The sequence below is a fragment of the Enterococcus sulfureus ATCC 49903 genome (assembly GCF_000407605.1).
In the GTDB taxonomy this organism is placed as follows: domain Bacteria; phylum Bacillota; class Bacilli; order Lactobacillales; family Enterococcaceae; genus Enterococcus_G; species Enterococcus_G sulfureus.
Window position 1 is genome coordinate 429,495 of the sequence record NZ_ASWO01000001.1, and the last position, 18,167, is coordinate 447,661.

Below are 18,167 nucleotides of genomic sequence, written 5' to 3' on the forward strand. Positions count from 1 at the left end.
ATCACTCTTTCATCTTCGGATCAAACGCATCACGTAAGCCATCAGCTAATAAGTTAAAGCCAATCATGATTACTGAAAGCGTTACGGCCGGAATCCATAATTGATATGGTAAGAATAGGAATGTTTTGTATCCATCACTAAGTAACGTTCCCAATGAAGCTGCTGGTGGACGTAAGCCCAATCCAATAAAGCTTAAGAAGGCTTCAAAGAAGATCGCAGATGGAATACTAAACATCATTTGGATAATAATGACACTCGAGATATTCGGTAAAATATGTTTAAAGGCAATTTTTGATTTTGTTTCCCCTAAAGTAGTCGCAGCCAAGACGAATTCTTGATCTTTTAACTTCATGGTCTGCGCCCTGACAATCCGGGCCATTGGGATCCAGTTCGTTACTGCCATTGCTGCAATGATTGATGGAATACCTGGTTCCAATACCACCAACATCAAGATCATCACAACTAAGTTTGGAATCCCTGATAGAATTTCTAAAATACGTTGCATAATATTATCGACACGGCCACCGAACAATCCTGAGATCAACCCATACGTGACCCCAAAAATGATATCCAAACTTGCCGCAATAAAAGCAATCAATAATGAAATACGTGTTCCCATAAATAAACGACTTAATAAATCACGACCTAAACTATCTGTTCCAAGGTAGAAATACGTGTCTTTAGGTACGCCGGCTTGCTCGTATTTATTGACTAATTTCCCACCAACTTCACTGTACCCATTTAGGCCATTGATGTTGATACCTGGGATTTTCGGAGGTAAGTTTGTATATTTTACATTTTGTGCTGTTGGATCGTGCGGTGAAGCAACGATCGTAACCACAGAAACTAAAATAATGATCGATAAGAAAATAATTGAAAAGACAGCCGCTTTATTTTTTTTCAAACGACGCCAAGAGTCTTGCATAAATGTCAAAGAAGGCATTGCGATCTCTTCGCGTTTATCGCTAGTTTCTTTTTTTAATGGTTCAAAAGCTGAAGCTGGGATTGCTTCGATTTCTTTTGGTGATAAGTGATTTGAGTTTTCCATTACCCACGACTCCCTTCTGATACACGAATACGTGGATCAACGATACCATATAAAATATCTACGATTAAGATGACAAAAATTAACATTGCAGAATATAAAATCGTCACAGCCATAATGGTTGGATAGTCATTTGTTGTGATCGATTTTACGAATTGTTCTCCAATACCCGGAATCGCAAAAATATTTTCAACAACAAGTGATCCAGTCATCAAGCCGACTGCTAAAGGTCCTAATAACGTTAATAATGGGATCAAACTGTTACGCAATCCATGACGGAAGACGATTTCCCAGCGACTCAATCCTTTTGCACGAGCTAATTCAACATAATCGCTGTGTAGCACTTCAACCATTTCCGTTCGAATAAATCGAGCAGAATCGGCTAACGGTGACATCGCAAGTGCGATCGTTGGTAAGATCGTATAAGCAAATGAATCCCATTTTGCGATCGGTAAGATGTGTAATTTCATCGCAAAAACATATTGTAACAATACAGCAAAAACAAAGTTAGGAATTGAACGTCCTAAGATGGCCACTAAAGTAGCGGTTGTATCGATCCACGTATTTTGGCGCATCGCAGAGATCGATCCTAATAAGATCCCACCAAGTGTTCCAACAATGATGGCTTGTAAGCCTAATTGTAATGACGGTCCGATTCGTGAACTTAATAAGTTCGCTACTGGTTGATTTTTAAACTGGAAGGATACCCCAAAATCAAAATGCAGTAAGTTGGATAGATAGATACCATATTGGACGATAACTGGTTTATCCAGTCCCATTTGTTTATTTAATAAGGCAATTTGTTCTGCACTTAATTTTTCGGCATTGGTATAAGGTGTTCCTGGCAATAATTTCATTAAGAAATACGTGATTGTAGCAATGATCCATAGCGTAATCAACATAAAGAAGACACGTTTTAGGATATATTTAAAAAAACTATTCACTTCTTGTTCCTCCTAAGTGTTTTGACTTATAAACAATAATTTTGTAAAGTTATTTTATTATTTATGTATAGAAAGGAGTCTCACATGCATCTTAGAAAGAGTACATGGGTTATCAGTCTCAGCTGTCTTCTTGTCAGTATTATTTGGTTAGTATTCAAACACCAACTTACCTTTACATCTTTATCTGACGTCCTTTTTTTATTTACCCTTTTCTTTTTGATCATCGGTTCTTTATTGTGGGTATTTGCATCTGGTTCATTTGATTTTTTCCAATACTCCATGAAAAAAGCTTTTAAAAAAGCCGATGATGAGTATCTAAAATTATCAGCTATTGGAAAATCAAGTTACCGTTTTTGGTTAGAACCTGCAGTCATTTTACTATGTTTGAGCTTGATTTTTTTGGCTTGCTCCACTTTATAAAAATGAGGATGAGCTAGAGAAGAAATCTTCTCTAGCTTTTCACTCATTTCAGATTTATTCGCTAACAGTGACCCATTTGTAATCGTATTGCGCACCAGAACTATGCATTACAACATCTTTAAATTTAGGATTACGTAAATGCGCTTGTGCTTTTTGGAACACTGGCGTAACGCCTTGTTGTTCCATGATCACTTTTTCCGCTCCTAATAGATCTTGCCAACGTTTCTCTGGATCCGTAACGTCTGTCGTACTAGACGCTTCTACCAATTGATCATATTCTGGATTGCTCCATTGACCTCGATTATATGAATTTCCCGTTACGAATAGATCAGTAAAGCTACTAGCATCGGCGTAATCTGCTCCCCAGCCTCCCATTACAACATCAAAGTCTCCAGCACTAGAACGATCCAAACGCACCGAAAATGGTACCGGTGTTACGGTCACTTTCACACCATCTAATTGTTCTTGGACAGCATTTTGAATGTATTCCACAACTTTTTTCGTTGAATCATCATCTGAAGCAATAATATCGAAGGTTAATGAATCGATTCCCAATTCTTTTTTCGCTTTTTCCCAATGTTCTTTCGCTTTTGCTGGATCATAAGAAACTAATGTCCCAGAAGCTTTAGTGAAATCTGTTCCATCTGGTCCAAACGTTAAATTCTTAGGCACCAATCCAGTCGAAGCAATCGATCCATCACCGAGTACATTTTTGATCAACGCCTCACGGTCTAATGAGTACGAGATCGCTTGGCGAAGATCCGCATTACGAAACGGTGAATCTTCTTTTCTTTGATTGTATTCTAGATAAGATGTACGTCCATCTTCATCTGAAACAAACGCTTCATCGTTTGCCATTTGTTGTGCGAGTTCACCAGATAAGATCACATCGTCAGCTTGATTGTCTTTAAATAGATTCAAAGCAGTTGACGATTCTTTCACTACACTGACATTGATTTTATCTAAATCAACATTCTTTTTATCCCAATACTCAGGATTTTTTGTATAGCTCCAAGTCGTATCCGTTCCAGGACCATCAAAATCTGTTAAGGTAAATGGTCCATTGTAGACTGATTTATCACTTGCAGTAGCATACTTAGCACCATTTTCTTCCACCACTTTTTGATTTTGCGGGAAGAATGATGGGAATGCTAGAAGATATTGGAAATAAGGTGTTGCTTTCGCTAGCTTGATCTCTAACGTATGATCATCCACCGCTTTGATCCCTAATTGATCGACCGCTTTTTTACCGGCTACGATATCCGAAGCATTTTCAACCGATTCAAATAGATAGGCATATTCTGAAGCTGTTTTCGGATCCACTGTACGTTGCCAACCATAAACGTAGTCAGCAGCCGTTACTGGATCACCATTTGACCATTTGGCATTGTCTCTTAATTTCACTGTATACGTTAATCCATCGTCACTAACTGTCGCAAGTTCGCTAGCTCCAGCTGGTTGCGGTTTATTTTCCGCGTCCAAACGATAGATCCCTTCATACACATTGTTTAATGCTGTAAAACTGATGGTATCTGTAGCCACCGATAGATCGGCTGATGGCATTTCTTGCTGAACCGCGATATTAAACACTTTTTCAGTCTTCTTATCGGCATCTGCACTATTTCCTGTCGAACAGCCCGCTAAAACAACTCCACATAGTACTAACCAACCAATTGTACTTTTTCTCATATAAACCCGCCCCTTTTTTTCCGCTATCTTTCAAACCAGCTCTTAAGAACAAGAGATGCCGATCTAGTAAGTAACCAACTGACTAGACCGACAAATCTAAAAGAGTATGATTATTTTTCGATATATGTCCATTTGTAATCGTATTTCGCACCAGCACTATGGTGAACGATTCCTTTAACTTCAGGATTCACTAAGTGTGCTTCAGCTTTTTGATACAATGGCACGACACCTTGTTGATCCATAATGATTTTTTCGCCGGCTAATAGATCATCCCAACGTTTTTCTGGATCGTTTGCATCAGTTGTAGCAGCAGCTTCAATCGCTTTATCGTATGAAGTATCACTCCATTGACCACGGTTATAAGAGTTACCTGTTACAAATAGATCTAAGAAGCTACTTGCATCTAGGTAGTCAGCTCCCCATCCGCCCATTACAACATCAAAGTCACCGGCACTTGAACGGTCTAGACGTACAGAGAATGGTACTGGACTAAGCGTTACACTTACGCCATCTAAAGATTCTTGGATCGCACTTTGTAAGTATTCTGTGATTTTTTTAGATGAGTCTGTATCTGAAGATAAGATATCAAATTTCAATGAATCGATATTCAATTCTTTCTTCGCTTTTTCCCAATGTTCTTTGGCTTTTGCTTGATCATAAGCTACTTGATCGCCAGCAGCTTTAGCAAAGTCTTCATCGCCTTTAGGACTTGTCATCAAATCTTTTGGTACTAAACCAGTAGATGCGATTGAACCATCACCTAAGATTGAATCCACTAAAGCTTTACGGTCGATTGAGTAAGAGATCGCTTTACGTAAGTTTTCGTTACGGAAAGGTGAATCTTCTTTACGTTGGTTCATTTCTAAATAACTTGTAGTTGCTTCAGGTTCAGTGACATAAGCAGGGTCGTTAGCCATTTGTTGTGCTAATTCTCCACTTAATACGATATCATCTGCTTTACCATCTTTAAATAAGTTCAAAGCAGTTGATGATTCTTTCACTACACTAACATCGATTTTTGATAATTTCACATTATCTTTATCCCAGTAATCGTCATTTTTTGTGTAGCTCCAAGCAGTATCGGTACCAGGTCCATCAAAGTCAGTTAATGTAAATGGTCCATTATAAACTGATTTGTCGCTCTTTTGTGCGTAATCTTTACCCATTTCTTCAACCACTTTTTGATTTTGTGGGAAGAATGTTGGGAAAGCTAATAAGTAATCAAAGTAAGGTGTTGCTTTTTCTAAAGTGATTTCTAATTCAGTGTCACTTACCGCTTTGATTCCTAATTGATCTGCGGCCATTTCACCCTTTGTGATTGCAGCTGCATTTTTTACTGGTTCAAATAAATAAGCGTACTCAGAAGCTGTTTCTGGTTTCACCGTACGTTGCCAGCTATAAACATAATCTTTAGCCGTTACAGGATCACCATTTGACCATTTTGCGTCTTCACGTAATTTGATTTTATACGTTAATCCATCTTCACTGACTTCTGCCATTTCAGCAGCTCCAGCAGGTTGTGGTTTATTGTCTTTATCTAAACGATAAACTCCTTCATACACGTTGTTCAATGCACTAAAACTGATTGTATCTGTTGCAAGTGAGATATCTGCACTTGGCATCTCTTGTTGAACGACCAAGTTAAATACTTCTTTTTTAGAATCATCTGAAGCACTACCTGAATCAGATGACGATCCGCCAGTTGTACAGCCAGCTAATGCTAAACCACAAACAGCGACAAACCCATAAGCTAATGATTTTTTCATACGCTACATTTCTCCTCTATCTTTTCTGATTTTTCAGAATACTTGCTATTATCTGAATTAAGTTAGATTTTAATTAGTAATTATTAAAAAAGCAAGTGTAAAATCGAAAATTATGAAAAAAAAATTCATAATTCACCAAATTTATGACAAAATTAGGTGAAATCATGAATTTTCTATCGTTTATTTAGATATTTTTCGTTATACTTCCACTTTTTTTCCATTCGCAACGCGACGACGACGTTCTTTAGCGATTTGTTTACTTCGCAATTGTCCACAAGCTGCGTCGATATCCGTCCCATGTTCTTTTCGAATCACACAATTGATCCCCGCTTTTTTTAACGTATCATAAAATGCAAGCACGGCTTGCTTACTACTACGAGAATATTGATCATGTTCACTCACAGGATTATAAGGAATCAAATTGACATAAGTTAATTTACGTTTATTTCTTAGTAACGCTGCCAGTTCTTTGGCGTGTTCGACCTGATCATTAACTCCACTTAACATGATATATTCAAATGTGATCCGTCGATTCGTTGCAGCTAGATAGTCATCGACTGCATCCATCAATTTTTCTAATGGGAATGTGTTGTTGATTTTCATGATCGCACTGCGTACCTCGTTGTTTGGCGCATGCAAAGAGATCGCTAAATTGATTTGTAACGGTTCTTTCGCAAAAGCTTTGATTTGCGGGACTAAACCACTTGTTGACACCGTGATATGACGGGCACCAATCGCCAATCCTTTCGCATCATTGACAACTGTTAAAAACTTAATCAAATTACGATAGTTATCAAAAGGTTCACCGATTCCCATTACCACGATATGAGATACCCGCTCTCCATCATTTCGTTCATCAAAATAGTGTTGGACCATCATGATCTGCGCTACGATTTCGCCTGCAGTTAGATCGCGTTGTTTCTTTAAAATCCCACTCGCACAAAATGTACAGCCGATATTACAGCCAACTTGCGTCGTCACACAAACAGACAACCCATATTCTTGACGCATCAAAACAGTTTCTATCATGTGCTTGTCAGGTAATTGAAATAAATATTTTACCGTACCATCCGCAGATTCTTGCACGACCACTTGATTTAATGGATTAATACAATATGTTTCAGTTAATTTTGTGATAAATGCTTTGGATAAATTACTCATTTGTTCAAATGAAGTCACACGTTTGATATAAAGCCATTCCCAAATTTGATTCGCGCGATAAGCTTTTTCTCCTTGACTGGTCACCCATTCAGTTAGTTCTGGTTTTGTCATGCCATAAATTGATGGTTGCACACTAGACGCCTCTTTCTTTGTTTTTTCTTCAATATAAGTGAAAATTTGATCAAACTCAAGTCTGAAAAGTAAAATTTAACAAAAAAAAAGAACGGATAGATTATCCGTTCTTTACTCTTCACGTCGCGGTGGAAAGTCTGCGGGTGGTTCGAATAGCTGTTCATTCGGCGTTGGGATCTCTAGCGTTTCCAGTAATACCTTTCGTGGTTTACTTCCTTCAGATGGCCCTACGATCCCATGTGCTTCTAATTCATCAACCAAGCGTGCTGCTCGGTTGTATCCAATACGAAAGCGTCTTTGCAATAGCGATACACTGGCTGTTTGCATCTCTACCACTAATTCTTTCGCTTGATCGAATAACTCATCTTGTGGCTCACTAGATGTCCCAGTCTCTGCTTCTTCATCTGATACCATCATTTTTTCTTCGTAATTTGCTCCTTGTTGAGCTGTAACAAATTCAACGATTGCTTCTACATCTTGATCGGAAATGAACGCTCCTTGAACACGAATCGGTTTGTTTTCACCCATTGGCAAATATAACATATCCCCACGTCCTAGTAACTTCTCAGCTCCATTGGAATCAATGATCGTTCTAGAGTCAGTTCCGCTTGAAACAGCAAAAGCGATTCGTGAGGGAACGTTTGCTTTAATGATTCCTGTAATGACATCGACACTTGGTCGTTGTGTCGCTAAGATCATATGGATCCCAGCAGCTCGAGCCATTTGCGCTAAGCGAATGATCGCATCTTCGACTTCGTTACTCGCCACCATCATCAAATCAGCTAATTCATCGACGATCACGACAATAAATGGTAAGATCGGTTGCTTGTCTTCTGTTTGTAGATTGTGCGCTTCGATCATTTCATTATATCCAGTAATATTGCGGACACCTGTTGCGGCAAATTTTTCGTAACGTTCTTCCATTTCTTTAACGACCTTTTGTAAAGCTTGTGCTGCTTTTCTAGGGTTCGTCACAACGGGTGTCAATAAATGCGGAATCCCATTGTACATATTTAATTCCACCATTTTGGGATCAACCATCATCAGTTTCACTTGATGCGGTTTCGCTTGCATCAAAATACTGGTAATGATTCCATTGATTGCAACGGATTTCCCACTTCCGGTCGATCCAGCAACAAGTAAATGCGGCATTTTGGTAAGATCAGCAGTTTGCACTTTCCCTGAAATATCACGACCAAGCGGTACCTCAAGTAGTTTATCTTCATGCGCTGGTTGTGCTTCAACCACTTCTCTAAACGACACCATACTAACTGCTTCATTTGGTACTTCAATCCCAATTAAGGATTTACCCGGAATCGGCGCTTCCATCCGGACATCTTTGGCAGCTAAGGCAAGTGCGATGTCATCTGTCAAACTCACGATTTTACTTACTTTGACTCCCACAGCTGGTTGGATCTCAAATTTTGTGACAGATGGCCCTAAACTGGCTTTGACCACTTTGGCATCTACACCAAAACTTTTGAATGTCTGCTCTAAAACCCCAATATTTTGTTCGATTTTTTTATATTCCCCACTTTGATCTGTCGGTTTCGCTGGCGCGAGTAGATCTGTCGGTGGCAATTCATAGCTTTCATCTTCTAGATTTTGAGCATCTTTAAATTCCACGCCATCGTCTGTTTCTGAAACAGGATCTACTGGAGTTTGCGCAACGGCAGGTGGTGTTTCAAATAACGACGCTTGTTGAAATCCATTAATTGGAACAAAAGTAGGTTGTTCCAATTGAACTGGGTCTTCTGCTAACTCTTCTTGTGCAATGACTTCTTGTGCAGCTGCGGATAAAGTGGATTTCTCACTTTGTTTAGCAGGTTTGACATTTGCCTTCACATTTTGCTTTTCTGCTTCCATCTCGGCAATGATCTCGGCTTTTTTCATCGCTAACTCTTGTTCTTTTGCTTGACGTTTCGCTTGTTTTTTTGCTTCTTTTTGCTGTCTGGTCTGCGGATCGACTGCGACCATTTTGGAGAACAATTCTTTTAAATGATGCAATTTTTCCAACAGTTCTTCTGTTGACCATTGACTGATCAGATAGATCCCAAACAAAGCTAAGAATAAACTAATCACATAACTTCCAACTTGCGAAAGTAAAAAATATGTTCCTTGGTATAAAATCGCGCCAAACATTCCACCACCAACATTTTGCGACAGTTGATTTGTTTTCAGATCGATCAACAACGTTTCCCAAGTCGTATGTAAAATATTCGGCTTACCCGATTGTAGCGAACCAAAAAGACGAGCTTGTAAAAATAAAACTAATGCACTATACAAGACAAGACTTCCTGTGAGTCGTCGCGTCCAAATCAAATGAGCTTGAGTGTTTTTCACAGCCAAGAACCCACCGTAAAGCATCAACACAATACTCAATACCGGATAGCTATTTCCTCCGATCAAACGCAGAATATTTGCTAAAAAAGTTCCTAAAAATCCGAGTTTGACTAAACTGATCAAACCAAACACTAAAAATAAGACACCTGATAAAATCAATACTAATTTTTCTTTTTGCGCTTGCTGTTGCGCTTGTTGTTTTTTAGTAGGTTGCTTCTTTTTTGTGGTCGAGCGTTTTTTCGCTGCCATTTTCCATCCCTCTTTTCATTCAGACCCATTATACCTAAAAAGCTGACTGAACAAAAGGGACCTTTGCTGAAACCTTTTTAGCAACTCTCTATATTTTTTTCTCATCATTTTTTCATAATGATTTTATTTTGTAGTATACTGAAAATGTACGAAATTAAAAGGAGTGGTTTAGCAAATGACAAGAAAAGTTGGCATCATTGGATTAGGAAATGTTGGGGCCGCAGTTGCCCATCATTTTGTCAGTACAGGAAGTATCGACGAGCTCGTTTTAATCGATACTCGTCAAGAAAAAGTAGCGGCAGATGCGTTAGACTTTGAAGATGCAATGGCAAATCTGCCTTTTCATACAACGATTACGATCAATGACTATGCAGCCTTAGAAAATGCAGATCTAATTATTTCTGCTTTAGGAAACATTGCATTACAAGACAATCAAAATGATGATCGCTTTGCTGAATTACCTTATTCAAAAAAAGAAGTCGAGCAAGTAGCCAAACAAATCAAAGCAAGTGGGTTTGCTGGTATTTTGATCGTCATTACCAACCCGGTCGACGCCATTACTGAACTGTATCAAAAACGAACCGGTTTGCCTCAAGAAAGAGTGATCGGTACAGGAACCTTACTTGATTCAGCTCGAATGAAACGAGCCGTCGCTAAAGCATTAGCCCTTGATCCGCGCTCTGTGATTGGATTTAATCTTGGAGAACATGGCAATTCACAATTTACCGCTTGGTCTACTGTAAGAATCGGTGGTCAGACCTTAATTGATTACTTAGCCGAGCAAGGACGGCAATTAGATTTAGATGCGCTTGATCACGAGGCAAAAGTTGGCGGTCATACTGTATTTCACGGAAAAAAATATACCAACTATGGTGTCGCTACGGCTGCTGTAATGTTGGCCATGACTGTCTTAAATGATGCACATACGATTTTACCCGTTTCACACTATATGAAAAACTATGACACCTATCTATCTTATCCTGCTGTAGTAGGTAAAAATGGTATCGTTGCTTCTTTATCGTTAGATTTGACAAACGAAGAACTGGAAAAATTAGCTCAATCTGCAGCGTTTATCCGTCAACATACTTCTAAATTCTAAAAAACAGCTCGTCTATATTAAGACGGGCTGTTTTGTTTTTTTTGTCTGATTTGTTCGATCTTATATTTAATAGAAGAAAAGTAAATCAATATACCTAAAATAAATGGCACGATCAGTAAAAAGATTCCTGCAAATATATAGTCAGTAGGTGTTAGATAACTATCATGACGCCACATGGCACTCGTACAAACTAGATACACGATACTTGTAATAGAACCTAAACTAAAATAAAGATGGCGATAATTTGGAACAGTCAAAAAGCTTCCCTCATTTTCCATCGAAATCGATCGAAATACAACGTAACTAATCGCTAAAAAGACGACACATAACGCGAAGTTGATTAGGATCGCTAATGGTGTACTACTTGTTTTACCTGGATAAAATAAAAGCCAATTGTCCAACAAAATAGCGTGATTTGCAGAAGAAAATAAACCAATCAAATTCGAATAAAAACTATTTAGCGTAGCATTTAATGTAAATAAGAATAAAGCTAAAAATAAAGTGGCGCTCAAGGCATTTCCTAATGATACCCCCAAAAAGATCCCTAAACATAACGCGACTACTAAGGTAATAAAATGAGAACATCCAGATAAGGCTATCTCCATAATTTCTGCATTAAAATAAGGTTGTGGAATCATAGTATACACGATCGTTGTATATCCGAATATCCCAATCACTAGACTTAGCAGTATAGGAAGTACGATATGTCCTAATTTTTCTAGATAAAGTCGTTTTCTTGAAAAAGGCAACGAGAACAAAAAGCGATTAAATTGACTTTTTTGATCTAAAAAGAATGCTAAAAATCCAATGATGATCATGACAAGTGGCATCATATATAACAACATATTTTGTGTAAACGGGGTCACATAAGCATAGGAAATATCCTCTCCAGTAGTAAAATAGGTCAACGACTGCTTGACGTACTCTTGTTTCGTCAATGTATGTGTTAAATTTCCGTCATTATCGTATTGTTGTCCCATTTCTGGGGTATATGAAAAATCAGCAGAATATAAATAAGTTTGTTGGTTATGCCATGAACGTTGCGCAGAATATCCACTAAATAAATATACTCCTACAATCAGCACTCCAATCCATATCATAAAGCGTCGGTAACGTAACCGATATACTTGACTCATCATCCTCGTACTCCTTTCTGATTTTCACCTAGTTTCGCGATAAATAGATCCTCTAAACTTAATGGCAATTCTTCAATCAATAAAGGTTCCAATGCTTGAAGTTCAGCAAAAACCTCTGGAGTATAATGATCTAATAATACCACGACCACTCGACCTTGAATCGATAAAATCGTAGTGTGTTGTTTAATATAATCTGGGATCGTTTTTTGTTTAAATACTAATTGTAATTTACGTGCTTGTTCCTTTGTTTTTTCAAGTTCATACCCTAAAGAGAGTGCAGCACCTTTCAAAAAGAATACCCGATCTACTAGATGGTCTAGCTCACTTAAATCATGAGAAGCAATTAATGCCGTATTCCCTGTTTCTTCAATGTATCCTACTAATAAGGCTATGACTTCTTTTCTTACGATGATATCTAAACCATCAAAAGGTTCATCTAATAGTAAGTAAGAGGCTTTTGAAGAAATAGCCAAAATCATTTTAAATAATCCTTGCATTCCTTTTGAGATCGATTTAAACCGCATTGTACGTTGTAAATGATGTGTACTCATCAATTCTTGGTACATAATATGATCAAATTGAGGATAGACATAAGAATAAAAGCGGTACAGTTGATCTAAAGTATAACTAGCAAAAAAATTGGCTTTTTCGTCAATATAAAAAATTTCTTCTTTAAACATCGGTGAGGTCAAAATATTGCTGCCCTCGATTATGATCTCACCCTTTTCAGGGATATATTGTCCAGCTAAAGTTCTTAGTAATGTTGTTTTTCCAGTCCCATTACGTCCGACTAATCCGACGATTTCACCTTTTGGTAAAGAAAACGAAATATCATCTAAAATGAGCTGCTGATGAATGATTTTTGTGAGTTTTTGTACGTCCATAGTTATTCGCCTCCTACCTCTTTGTTGATCGTATCCAACCACTCGTGTAATTCTGAATCACTTACCTTTAATTGACGAGCATTGATGACGACTTCTTTAAATTGTTGCTTGGTTTGTAAGATCCTCATCTCATCTCTAGGTAAAGCTTTTTGATCTTTTATATAAGTTCCTTTTCCTTTGATCGTGACAACGACTTGTTCTTGTTCCAATAATTTATACGTTTTGCTTACGGTATTTGGATTCATTAACAATTGTTTTGCCATCTCCCGAACAGAAGGCAATCGATCACCGACTTGCAAAATCCCTAATACAATATCTTGCTTGATACTTAGTGCAAGTTGCTCATAATAAGGTTTGCTGCTTGTTTTATCGATTTGAACCATCTCAACCCCCACTTTCGTTTACGTGTACTATGATACATAGTACACGTAGGTTCGTCAAGCGAAAATAAAAAAGTAGACGAGTAAGTGATGCTCTCTTACTCGTCTACTTTTATTTACTTAATCGTTTACAGCGTCGGCGCCAAACCATTTAGTCACGATTTTTTCATATTCGCCATTTTCTTTTAATGTTTTGATTCCTTTATTGATTTTATCTGCTAAGGCTTGATCATCTTTGCGTACACCTACTGCAAATTCTTCTTGCGCGTAAGGTGTTTTAATTAGATTGTACTCATCCAGTTTTCCAGCTTTTTTCAAGTAATATTCTGCATATACTTTATCCACTAGTAACCCATCAATACGTCCATTTTCTAAATCTAAAAATCCTTCGCTAAAGCTGCCATAAAGTGTAGCATCTTGGTCTTTGACTTCGTCTTTTAATACTTTGGGTTGATCGTTGAATACACTATAACCCGATGATCCTTCTTGAGCCCCTAAAATTTTCCCTTTCATTTGCTCGATCGAATCGATCTTACTGCTTTTTTTCGTAACTAATACTTGGATATTTTTCATATACGTATCACTAAACGTTACTTTTTCTTTACGCTCATCGTTGACTGTATATCCATTCCAGATCATATCGATCGTGCCATTGGCTAATTCCGTTTCTTTTAATGACCAATCGATGGGTTGGAAGTCAACTTTTGTATCCGTCAACTTAAATACTGCATTGGCTAAATCTACATCAAACCCGACGATCTTTCCTGCATCATCTTTAAATCCCATTGGTACAAATGTATCGTCTAAGCCCACTTTAACAGTATCTTTATCGGCACCGCTCTCTACTTTTTTAGCTCCACATGCAGCTAGTGTAACTAAACCCAATGCAATAATTCCTAAACTCAACCATTTCTTCATTATGAATTCCTCCTTATTTTGGCACTACTTTTAAAATATTATCCGCAATATGTTCAGCAAAAACTAAATCATGTGTGACCACAATTTGCGTGATTCCTTGTGTTTTTAAATTTAAAATCAATTGTTCGACTTGTTGACGCAATTCAGGATCAAGCGCGCTCGTTGGCTCGTCATACGCTAGTACTTCTGGATCCATCGCCATTGCACGTGCAATCGCTAATCGTTGTTTTTGTCCACCAGAAAGTTGGAATGGATATTGATCAAGTAAACTTTCAATACCTAATTGTTCGGCTAGATGCTGAGCTTTTTGATTGTACACCTCTGCAGTTTCTTTCAATACCATCTTAGGAGCTAGTGTAATATTATCTCGAACACTTAAATGTGGAAATAGTTGGAAATCTTGAAAGACAACACCTACGACTTGTTCCTGGTTTTTCGTATTAGCTGGATCGAATGCTTGACCATTTAATAAAAACGTTCCGCTATCTGCTGTTTCTAGTCCAGCTAGCGTACGTAATAAGGTGGTTTTCCCACCTCCAGAAGGTCCTACAATCGCTAAAATACTGCCATCTGGAATTTCCAGATTTAAGTTATCGATTACCTTTTTATCCCCGAAGGATTTATTGATTGCTTTTAATTCTAACATTTCGGCTTCCTCCTAACGGTAATAATCCAAACGTTTTTCTAATTGTTTCAATAATACGGTAAAAATTCCTGTCAATGCTAAATAAATAATTGCTACACCCACTAATGGTAACAGTGTTGCATCGCGTTCCATTGCGATTTTCCCGATACGCATGATATCAGAAAGTCCTAAAATATAAATCAATGAAGTATCTTTGATCAAACTGATCACTTCATTTCCAACTGAAGGCAGCGTGATCTTTGCAACTTGAGGAATAATGATTTTTTGGATCGTTTGTGCTGGGCTTAAGCGCAAGACTTGAGCTGCTTCATATTGACCTTTTGGAATCGACTGGATCCCACCACGAAAAATCTCTGCAAAGTAGGCCGCATAGTTTAAAATAAAAGCAAAAATCGCAGCATCGAAACGGTCGAACACGATCCCGACTAAAGGTAAGCCATAAAATACAAAAATCAATTGCAATAACAATGGTGTTCCGCGCATAAGCCATACATATAATTGGATCAAATAACGTAATGGCTTAAGTCGACTGGCTAAAATAAAGGCTAAGATAACACCTAATGGGATCGAGCCTACTAAAGTTAACGCAAATAATTTCAATGTAACGCCAATTCCACTAAATAATTGGGGAAAAAGAGATAAAAAATAAGTCATGTTGTGTTCCTCCTTGAATATGTTGATAATAAAAAAACCTCTGACACACTGTCAAAGGACGTCTTCACGTGGTTCCACCTTCATTTGTACTCATCTTACGACAACTACCTTATGAGCCATTGGTTACTCGTTGGCAAAAAAAAAGCCTTTAGTCGCTAGGACTAAAGGACGTAATGACGTGGTTCCACCTTTTTTTGTTTTGATCTTACAATCAAAACCTCAACGAGTCATCTATCAATGACTACAGCTATAACGGGCTTCCCGGAGCTTCCTACTACTTTCAAAAGCTCGACTCCAAGATGTGTTTCGATTTAGATTGACTGTTCTTTTTCACCATCCAAGAACTCTCTATAAATCAATACTCTATCTACTTTTCTTTTCGATGTCTTTGTTTAAGTTGTTTTCACTTTACCGAGATTTCATGAAAATGTCAACTCTTTTTTCTTTATTTTTTTAGAATTTTGCGTTGTATTTTGTTTCAATTGGCTTAGAATAAAATTAGTTCGTACATTTATTTAGGAGGAAGCTCATATGCTCGATTTAAATCTTCAACTAATTTATCCCAATGCGACTACTCATCCATTTCCTAGTTATGAGGTATCTTATCTATCGGTCCCGATTGCACAAGGTTACCTTTGGATCGACAAAACCATTCTTTCTCCTACCGAGATTCAATTACTGCAACAATTAAGTAGCTTTCCACAAGAACAACAGCTGTCGAGCTGGGGAAATTACTTATTAAAGGATCATATGTTGTCACTAGAAGAAGGAGCCTATCGTATCATCCAAGTCTCCTTTCAACAAAAGCGCTCCGTTCAGATCACAAAATGGCAACAAGCAGTATATGAATTCTTCCAAGGTTTAGTAGACTGTTTTTTCCTTACCGATCATTATGCTATTTTAGTTGAAAAACAGCAGTCGACTTCTTTACAACAAATCGAATTGGAAAGTTTATTTCTCGCTTTAGACGGTGATTTTGATACGTATTCAAAAATCTTTATCGGCTGCTTTTATCCCGCATCTAGTCCATTTTATTCTATCTTTCAAGAAGAAGAACACGCATTTATGTACAGTTTGGTTCAGAATCTACCATTTACTTGTATGACGTTACCTAAAATCAGTCTTGCCTTTTATCTTGATCCTACCACGACTAGTCGTGATTGTTTAACTGCACTTGCTGCCACTTGGATTCCAGATGACGCAACAAAAACCTTACTTACGACATTGTGGCAACAACAAGGAAATTTGAGCGCCACTGCAAAAAAATTGTTTATGCATCGAAACACGATCCAATATCAAGTCGAAAAATTTCAAGCAATCACACAATTAAATTTAAAAGAAATGGATGATTTATTTTTCACTCAATTATTAGTGAATCAATTATGATAACGCTTTATCCAACATGCACAATCTCAACTCTCTTTTTCGTGCATGTTTACCATATCGAAATAAAACCGCTTACATTATACTGAGCTTATCAGTTAAGAGAAAGAGGGATTTTACATGGTAGAAATGGCCTTAAAACACGTATATAAAAAATATGATAATGCAGAAAATTATTCGGTAACGGATTTTAATTTAGATATCGCTGATCGTGAATTTATCGTTTTTGTTGGACCTTCAGGTTGTGGAAAATCAACTACATTACGTATGATCGCTGGATTAGAAGATATTTCTGAAGGTGAACTATGGATCGGAGATAAAGTCATGAACGATGTTGCACCAAAAGATCGTGATATCGCAATGGTATTCCAAAACTACGCTTTATATCCACATATGACAGTGTATGATAACATGGCATTTGGCTTAAAATTACGTAAGTATGACAAAGCTGAAATCAAAACTCGTGTAGAAAATGCTGCCGATATTTTAGGATTAACTGAATATCTAGATCGTAAACCAGCTGCTCTTTCTGGTGGACAACGTCAGCGTGTTGCATTGGGGCGTGCGATCGTACGTGATGCGAAAGTCTTCTTGATGGATGAACCGTTATCAAACTTAGATGCAAAATTACGTGTTGCGATGCGTGCAGAGATTGCAAAATTACATCGCCGCTTGTCTACAACAACAATCTATGTAACCCATGACCAAACAGAAGCCATGACTATGGCTGATCGTATCGTCATTATGAAAGATGGCTTTATCCAACAAATCGGCTCACCTAAAGAAGTATACGATACACCTAAAAACGTCTTTGTAGCTGGATTTATTGGTTCACCCGCTATGAACTTCTTCAATGTTACGCTAAATAACGGTGTGATCTCTGACGGAGCAGGTTTAAGTTTACGTATTCCAGAAGGAAGAAATAAAGTCCTTGTTGAAAAAGGATACGAAGGCAAGCAACTGATTTTTGGTATCCGTCCAGAAGATATCAATAGTGAAGAAATCGTATTGCAAACCTCTCCTGAAACAACTGTAAAATCTGAAGTCGTTGTATCTGAATTACTTGGTGCTGAAAGTATGCTTTATACTAAAGTTGGTCAAACTGAATTTGTTTCCAAAGTCGATGCACGTGATTTCCATCGTCCAGGAGAAATGATCGATTTAGCATTTAATATCAGCAAAGCACATTTCTTTGATAAAGAATCAGAAGAAGTCATTACCCTTTAATTTCGTTAGTTCTTGTAAATTTATTTACAATGACTTATATAGATTTCCTTATTTGTCCCCCTAAAAAAGACACTCGTCGACCTACGAGTGT

Annotated in this window: 16 protein-coding genes and 1 other annotated feature; of the genes, 4 read left to right on the forward strand and 12 right to left on the reverse strand. The window is 37.7% G+C overall.

Going from position 1 to position 18,167, the window contains the following annotated elements; translation table 11 throughout:
- Nucleotide 1 precedes the first annotated feature (1 nt).
- Both opp3C and opp3b read right to left on the reverse strand, forming a co-directional pair.
- The gene (opp3C, locus tag I573_RS01960) at nt 2-1,048 is read right to left on the reverse strand and encodes an oligopeptide ABC transporter permease (RefSeq protein ID WP_016184892.1); all 1,047 of its coding nucleotides are present in this window, start codon (nt 1,046-1,048) and stop codon (nt 2-4) included.
- Entirely contained in the window at nt 1,048-1,989 is a 942-nt protein-coding gene (opp3b, locus tag I573_RS01965) for an oligopeptide ABC transporter permease (RefSeq protein WP_016184893.1), read from the reverse strand. Before opp3b ends, opp3C begins: the two co-directional genes overlap by 1 nt.
- A gap of 84 nt (nt 1,990-2,073) precedes the next feature.
- Between opp3b and I573_RS01970 the strand changes: the two genes are divergently transcribed.
- The gene (locus I573_RS01970) at nt 2,074-2,409 is read left to right on the forward strand and encodes a DUF3899 domain-containing protein (protein WP_016184894.1); all 336 of its coding nucleotides are present in this window, start codon (nt 2,074-2,076) and stop codon (nt 2,407-2,409) included.
- Between the two features lie 54 nt (nt 2,410-2,463).
- Here the strand turns inward: I573_RS01970 and I573_RS01975 are convergent, their stop codons facing one another.
- The 4 genes from I573_RS01975 to I573_RS01990 all read right to left on the reverse strand — a co-directional run bounded on the left by I573_RS01975 (nt 2,464) and on the right by I573_RS01990 (nt 9,749).
- Nucleotides 2,464-4,098, reverse strand: coding sequence for a peptide ABC transporter substrate-binding protein (locus tag I573_RS01975; protein WP_016184895.1), 1,635 nt, complete (start codon nt 4,096-4,098; stop codon nt 2,464-2,466).
- A 110-nt stretch (nt 4,099-4,208) separates the two neighbouring features.
- Complete coding sequence (locus I573_RS01980; protein ID WP_016184896.1) at nt 4,209-5,864, reverse strand: peptide ABC transporter substrate-binding protein; 1,656 nt, start codon at nt 5,862-5,864, stop codon at nt 4,209-4,211.
- A 198-nt stretch (nt 5,865-6,062) separates the two neighbouring features.
- Nucleotides 6,063-7,157: a dual-specificity RNA methyltransferase RlmN gene (rlmN, locus tag I573_RS01985; RefSeq protein ID WP_016184897.1), complete on the reverse strand. Its 1,095-nt coding sequence runs from the start codon at nt 7,155-7,157 to the stop codon at nt 6,063-6,065.
- Between the two features lie 111 nt (nt 7,158-7,268).
- Nucleotides 7,269-9,749 (reverse strand): DNA translocase FtsK, encoded by a 2,481-nt coding sequence (locus I573_RS01990; RefSeq protein WP_016184898.1) that lies wholly within the window; start codon nt 9,747-9,749, stop codon nt 7,269-7,271.
- Between the two features lie 175 nt (nt 9,750-9,924).
- Between I573_RS01990 and I573_RS01995 the strand changes: the two genes are divergently transcribed.
- The gene (locus I573_RS01995; RefSeq protein ID WP_016184899.1) at nt 9,925-10,848 is read left to right on the forward strand and encodes an L-lactate dehydrogenase; all 924 of its coding nucleotides are present in this window, start codon (nt 9,925-9,927) and stop codon (nt 10,846-10,848) included.
- 17 nt (nt 10,849-10,865) lie between these two features.
- Here the strand turns inward: I573_RS01995 and I573_RS02000 are convergent, their stop codons facing one another.
- From I573_RS02000 to I573_RS02025, 6 genes are all read right to left on the reverse strand, one after another.
- Entirely contained in the window at nt 10,866-11,987 is a 1,122-nt protein-coding gene (locus I573_RS02000) for an ABC-2 transporter permease (protein ID WP_245555055.1), read from the reverse strand.
- A complete protein-coding gene (locus tag I573_RS02005) occupies nt 11,984-12,868 on the reverse strand; it encodes an ABC transporter ATP-binding protein (protein ID WP_016184901.1) in 885 nt (294 codons plus the stop codon). Before I573_RS02005 ends, I573_RS02000 begins: the two co-directional genes overlap by 4 nt.
- A gap of 2 nt (nt 12,869-12,870) precedes the next feature.
- Nucleotides 12,871-13,251, reverse strand: coding sequence for a GntR family transcriptional regulator (locus I573_RS02010; protein ID WP_016184902.1), 381 nt, complete (start codon nt 13,249-13,251; stop codon nt 12,871-12,873).
- 117 nt (nt 13,252-13,368) lie between these two features.
- Complete coding sequence (locus I573_RS02015; RefSeq protein WP_016184903.1) at nt 13,369-14,166, reverse strand: amino acid ABC transporter substrate-binding protein; 798 nt, start codon at nt 14,164-14,166, stop codon at nt 13,369-13,371.
- A gap of 13 nt (nt 14,167-14,179) precedes the next feature.
- Nucleotides 14,180-14,812 (reverse strand): amino acid ABC transporter ATP-binding protein, encoded by a 633-nt coding sequence (locus I573_RS02020; RefSeq protein WP_016184904.1) that lies wholly within the window; start codon nt 14,810-14,812, stop codon nt 14,180-14,182.
- A gap of 12 nt (nt 14,813-14,824) precedes the next feature.
- Nucleotides 14,825-15,466 carry an amino acid ABC transporter permease gene (locus tag I573_RS02025; RefSeq protein WP_016184905.1) on the reverse strand — a complete coding sequence of 214 codons (642 nt, stop codon included), beginning with the start codon at nt 15,464-15,466 and terminating at the stop codon, nt 14,825-14,827.
- 161 nt (nt 15,467-15,627) lie between these two features.
- Nucleotides 15,628-15,858 (reverse strand) — a binding site (T-box leader).
- A 139-nt stretch (nt 15,859-15,997) separates the two neighbouring features.
- Here I573_RS02025 and I573_RS02030 point away from each other — a divergent pair.
- Nucleotides 15,998-16,852, forward strand: a complete 855-nt coding sequence (locus I573_RS02030) for a helix-turn-helix domain-containing protein (protein ID WP_016184906.1) — start codon at nt 15,998-16,000, stop codon at nt 16,850-16,852.
- A gap of 117 nt (nt 16,853-16,969) precedes the next feature.
- The gene (locus I573_RS02035; protein ID WP_016184907.1) at nt 16,970-18,076 is read left to right on the forward strand and encodes an ABC transporter ATP-binding protein; all 1,107 of its coding nucleotides are present in this window, start codon (nt 16,970-16,972) and stop codon (nt 18,074-18,076) included.
- The last annotated feature ends 91 nt before the right edge of the window (nt 18,077-18,167 follow it).

What these genes read in the sequence shown, in the direction of transcription:
- I573_RS02005 (WP_016184901.1), bottom strand. Translation starts at nt 12,868, where the DNA reads ATGGACGTACAAAAACTCACAAAAATCATTCATCAGCAGCTCATTTTA.
- I573_RS02035 (WP_016184907.1), top strand. Translation starts at nt 16,970, where the DNA reads ATGGTAGAAATGGCCTTAAAACACGTATATAAAAAATATGATAATGCA.
- I573_RS02015 (WP_016184903.1), bottom strand. Translation starts at nt 14,166, where the DNA reads ATGAAGAAATGGTTGAGTTTAGGAATTATTGCATTGGGTTTAGTTACA.
- I573_RS01975 (WP_016184895.1), bottom strand. Translation starts at nt 4,098, where the DNA reads ATGAGAAAAAGTACAATTGGTTGGTTAGTACTATGTGGAGTTGTTTTA.
- I573_RS02000 (WP_245555055.1), bottom strand. Translation starts at nt 11,987, where the DNA reads ATGATGAGTCAAGTATATCGGTTACGTTACCGACGCTTTATGATATGG.
- I573_RS01990 (WP_016184898.1), bottom strand. Translation starts at nt 9,749, where the DNA reads ATGGCAGCGAAAAAACGCTCGACCACAAAAAAGAAGCAACCTACTAAA.
- I573_RS02025 (WP_016184905.1), bottom strand. Translation starts at nt 15,466, where the DNA reads ATGACTTATTTTTTATCTCTTTTTCCCCAATTATTTAGTGGAATTGGC.
- I573_RS02030 (WP_016184906.1), top strand. Translation starts at nt 15,998, where the DNA reads ATGCTCGATTTAAATCTTCAACTAATTTATCCCAATGCGACTACTCAT.
- I573_RS01995 (WP_016184899.1), top strand. Translation starts at nt 9,925, where the DNA reads ATGACAAGAAAAGTTGGCATCATTGGATTAGGAAATGTTGGGGCCGCA.
- I573_RS01980 (WP_016184896.1), bottom strand. Translation starts at nt 5,864, where the DNA reads ATGAAAAAATCATTAGCTTATGGGTTTGTCGCTGTTTGTGGTTTAGCA.
- I573_RS02020 (WP_016184904.1), bottom strand. Translation starts at nt 14,812, where the DNA reads ATGTTAGAATTAAAAGCAATCAATAAATCCTTCGGGGATAAAAAGGTA.
- opp3C (WP_016184892.1), bottom strand. Translation starts at nt 1,048, where the DNA reads ATGGAAAACTCAAATCACTTATCACCAAAAGAAATCGAAGCAATCCCA.
- I573_RS02010 (WP_016184902.1), bottom strand. Translation starts at nt 13,251, where the DNA reads ATGGTTCAAATCGATAAAACAAGCAGCAAACCTTATTATGAGCAACTT.
- I573_RS01970 (WP_016184894.1), top strand. Translation starts at nt 2,074, where the DNA reads ATGCATCTTAGAAAGAGTACATGGGTTATCAGTCTCAGCTGTCTTCTT.